The organism is Vibrio splendidus 12E03 (assembly GCF_000272105.2).
GTDB lineage: Bacteria > Pseudomonadota > Gammaproteobacteria > Enterobacterales > Vibrionaceae > Vibrio > Vibrio splendidus_I.
The window spans coordinates 1-3,540 of record NZ_AJZD02000166.1 but is presented as its reverse complement, the minus strand read 5'-3'; the positions used below and the strand labels follow the sequence as shown (position 1 = coordinate 3,540).

Below are 3,540 nucleotides of genomic sequence, written 5' to 3'. Positions count from 1 at the left end.
GAGCCAGAGCCAGAGCCAGAGCCAGAGCCAAAGCCAGAGCCAGAGCCAGAGCCAGAGCGCCAATTGGCGAGTCATCATTCAAGCTATGCGGAAATACGCGCAGCTGAGTTCGAAGTGCCTAATCTTGAGGATGTTCAAAAGCTACTCAGTCGCTTAGAAGCAACCAATGTGGTTGATGAACTGAATCTTGATGAGTTGATGGATCAGAATACCCAGAAAATCGCCCAGCAAGCAGACATGCAAATGTTTGACGCCGCGGTTGAGTCTGTTCAAGTGTTCGAAGAGCCAGAGGTTCAGGATTGGAATCTTCCAGAACCCGATTTATCAACTGCTGTCGAGCCTTTGGTTGAATCACCGTCAATTGAAGAGCAACAAGTTGAAGTTGAGTTTGCCGCTCAAGCTGAGTTAGTAAAAACTGAACAAGCCGAGGTGATAGAACCTGAGCTTGAAGCTCCTTCAATCGAGCCAGTTGTTGAACTTGAAACTCAAACTGGAGGTGCAGACCAATTTACTTCTTGGGAAAGCCAAACTCGAACAGAAGATTTTCAAGTACTGTATTTCGATGTGAACGGTGTGACCTTTGCGGTGCCGCTTGATGAACTCGGTGGTATCCATCGCCTAGAAGAGGTCAATCACATTATTGGTAAACCGACTTGGTATTTGGGGTTACAAACCAACCGTGATAGTCAGCTAGATGTGGTCGATACCGCAAAATGGGTGATGTCTGAGAAACTATCGGGTGACGAATACAAAGAAAACTATCAATATATAGTGATGCTTGGAGAAAGCTTGTGGGGCCTTGCGGGCACTGAGCTCAAAGGCACCGAGTTGCTGAATACAGATAAAGTACGCTGGCGAGAAACGGCGGGAAAACGCCCTTGGCTCGCTGGGATGGTAAAAGAAAAAATGTGTGCTTTGATCCATGTCGAAGCATTAATCGCCATGCTAAACGCAGGGCTAGATGTAAAAGCATTGAGCTAGTACTACGATTGGTACAACAAAAGCATCAAGTTAATAATAGTGGTCGGTAACGACGGCAAGAGGATTATCTATGTCTCATATGAGTGAAGTTGAAGTAAGAAAAGAGCAAACGAATGATGAAGTACTTCAATGGGTGACTTTCCAGCTAGAAGAAGAAACTTACGGCATCAACGTAATGCAAGTACGTGAAGTACTGCGTTACAGCGAAATTGCTCCAGTACCGGGTGCTCCAGATTACGTTCTAGGTATTATCAACCTACGTGGTAACGTTGTTACTGTTATCGACACTCGTTCTCGCTTTGGTTTGATGCAAGGTGAAATCACAGATAACACTCGTATCATCGTTATTGAATCTGAGCGTCAAGTAATTGGCATTCTAGTGGATAGCGTTGCTGAAGTGGTTTACCTACGTTCTTCTGAAATCGACACAACGCCAAGTGTTGGTACTGATGAAAGTGCTAAGTTCATCCAAGGTGTAAGTAACCGAGATGGCAAGCTGCTTATCTTAGTAGATCTAAACAAACTACTAAGCGAAGACGAATGGGATGAGATGGCTCACCTGTAATGTTTGAAGCGCTTCCTTTAACCCCTGTTGCTCTGATTGCTGGAGTAGGGGTTTTTACGTTATTCATCCTGATTTTGGTCAGCAAAGTAAAACGTGCGATTCAAAAGCAGCTTGATCAGTCACGCCTTCAAGTTCGTAATTTGGACAAAGAGCTTCAGAAATCGAGTAAGCAATTACTTGAAGTTCGCTCTGTTGTGGTTGGTCTTGGTCAGAAAGTGACTGAGCAGCAAGATCTGATCAAGCACTTGAACGAACGTATTGTTGAGTTGGAACATGCGGATACTGATGGACGTTTGTACACGCGTGCAACGAAAATGGTTCAGCTTGGTGCCGGGATAAACGAACTGATCGAAGAATGCGAATTGCCAAAAGCGGAAGCTGAGCTAATGATGTCTCTGCAGAATAAGCTTGCTGGTAAAGAGAAAATTCCGTCACTAAGAAGTAATCCTTCATCATTTGATGAACAACCTGCGTCTTCTCGTGATCGTAGAGAACCACCTCGACGTCGATAAATTGAGCGCTAATTGTGTATCGAGCACTTGATGTTTATCACGCATTTCTCTTAAAAGAAGCTTCGGCTTCTTTTTTTATACCTGACAGCTCTATATAGAACGATGTTTATAAGTGCTTGTATCTACGACAATATCTTGTTTGTTGATTAAAATGTGTAAATTGTGATGCGGTGGTAACAGTTTCTTACGGAGTTTGTTCTATCGAAAACGCCTAGTCCTGTTTTGTCACCATGTTGGTGTGCTACTATAGCGCTCTCATTACTCGACTAAATTTACCTATGCTAGAAGTCTCACATTTAACTGCTATTCGTGACGACAGGGTTCTGTTTGAATCGTTGTCTTTTCAATTGAAACCAGGTGAACTGGTTCAGGTTGAAGGTCGTAACGGTACCGGGAAAACGACACTCCTTAGGATTATTACTGGCTTGGGCGATCGCGATGACGGTACTATCTGCTGGGACGGTGAGTCTATTGAATCGAGTCGAGATGTTTATCATCAAAATTTACTTTTTCTTGGTCACCAAACAGGTGTAAAGCGCGAGCTTAGTGCTTATGAGAATCTGAGCTTTTATCAGTCGATTCACAGTGGAGGTACAAGCAAAGAAGAGCTTTACTACGCGCTGGCTCAAGTTGGGCTTGCGGGTAGAGAAGATGTACCTGCAGGGCAACTTTCAGCAGGTCAACAGCGCCGAGTTGCGTTGGCTCGCCTTTGGTTGAGCAAGCAAATGTTGTGGATTCTCGATGAGCCGCTGACTGCGATTGATAAGCAGGGCGTGAAAGTTCTCGAATCTCTTTTTTCTCAGCATGCAGACAACGGTGGCATTGTGTTATTAACCACACACCAAGACATGTTTGCTGATAGCCCGAAACTAAGAAAAATAAAGTTGGGTGAGTAATATGATCTCTTCAATGACCACGATTATCCGACGCGAACTGCTGATCGCGTTTCGACGTCAAGCAGATATCTTTAACCCTTTGTGGTTCTTTATCATTGTTATAACTCTATTCCCTTTGAGTATTGGCCCTGAGCCAAATCTACTTGCACGCATTGCTGCAGGTATTGTTTGGGTGGCAGCTTTGCTCTCTGCATTGCTTTCTTTAGAGCGTCTTTTCCGCGATGATTTTCAAGATGGCACCCTTGAGCAGATGATGCTGATGCCCATCCCGTTGCAGTTGGTAGTATTGTCCAAGGTCATAGCACACTGGTTGTTGACCGGGTTACCATTGATTTTAATCAGCCCATTGTTGGCTGTTTTGTTGTCTTTAGATTTTGATACATGGCTCTCAGTTGTGTTGACCTTGCTGGTTGGTACACCCGCATTGAGTTTTATTGGTGCGATTGGTGTTGCGTTAACCGTTGGGTTACAGAAGGGCGGAGTCCTGTTAAGCCTGTTAATCTTGCCGCTTTACATCCCCATTTTAATCTTCGCGACGTCAGCGATTGACGCTGCGGCTTTGGGCGTTGCGTACAACGGCCAATTG

Annotated in this window: 5 protein-coding genes; all 5 read left to right on the top strand. The window is 44.6% G+C overall.

What is annotated here, in order from left to right; all coding sequences use genetic code 11:
* A partial coding sequence (locus tag A142_RS11695; RefSeq protein ID WP_019821415.1) for a chemotaxis protein CheW occupies nucleotides 1-981 on the top strand: 981 nt, incomplete at its 5' end.
* A gap of 70 nt (nucleotides 982-1,051) precedes the next feature.
* Nucleotides 1,052-1,546, top strand: coding sequence for a chemotaxis protein CheW (locus A142_RS11690; protein ID WP_017064109.1), 495 nt, complete (start codon nucleotides 1,052-1,054; stop codon nucleotides 1,544-1,546).
* The gene (locus tag A142_RS11685) at nucleotides 1,546-2,058 is read left to right on the top strand and encodes a DUF2802 domain-containing protein (RefSeq protein ID WP_019821414.1); all 513 of its coding nucleotides are present in this window, start codon (nucleotides 1,546-1,548) and stop codon (nucleotides 2,056-2,058) included. Before A142_RS11690 ends, A142_RS11685 begins: the two co-directional genes overlap by 1 nt.
* Nucleotides 2,059-2,336: 278 nt before the next feature.
* Nucleotides 2,337-2,954, top strand: a complete 618-nt coding sequence (gene ccmA / locus A142_RS11680) for a cytochrome c biogenesis heme-transporting ATPase CcmA (protein WP_019821412.1) — start codon at nucleotides 2,337-2,339, stop codon at nucleotides 2,952-2,954.
* Nucleotide 2,955: 1 nt separating this feature from the next.
* On the top strand, nucleotides 2,956-3,540 hold a 585-nt coding region (ccmB, locus tag A142_RS11675; RefSeq protein ID WP_019821411.1), incomplete at its 3' end, for a heme exporter protein CcmB.

Bases quoted from the DNA above. Each gene is read 5' to 3' on its own strand.
- A142_RS11690 (WP_017064109.1), top strand. From the start codon at position 1,052: ATGTCTCATATGAGTGAAGTTGAAGTAAGAAAAGAGCAAACGAATGAT.
- A142_RS11685 (WP_019821414.1), top strand. From the start codon at position 1,546: ATGTTTGAAGCGCTTCCTTTAACCCCTGTTGCTCTGATTGCTGGAGTA.
- ccmA (WP_019821412.1), top strand. From the start codon at position 2,337: ATGCTAGAAGTCTCACATTTAACTGCTATTCGTGACGACAGGGTTCTG.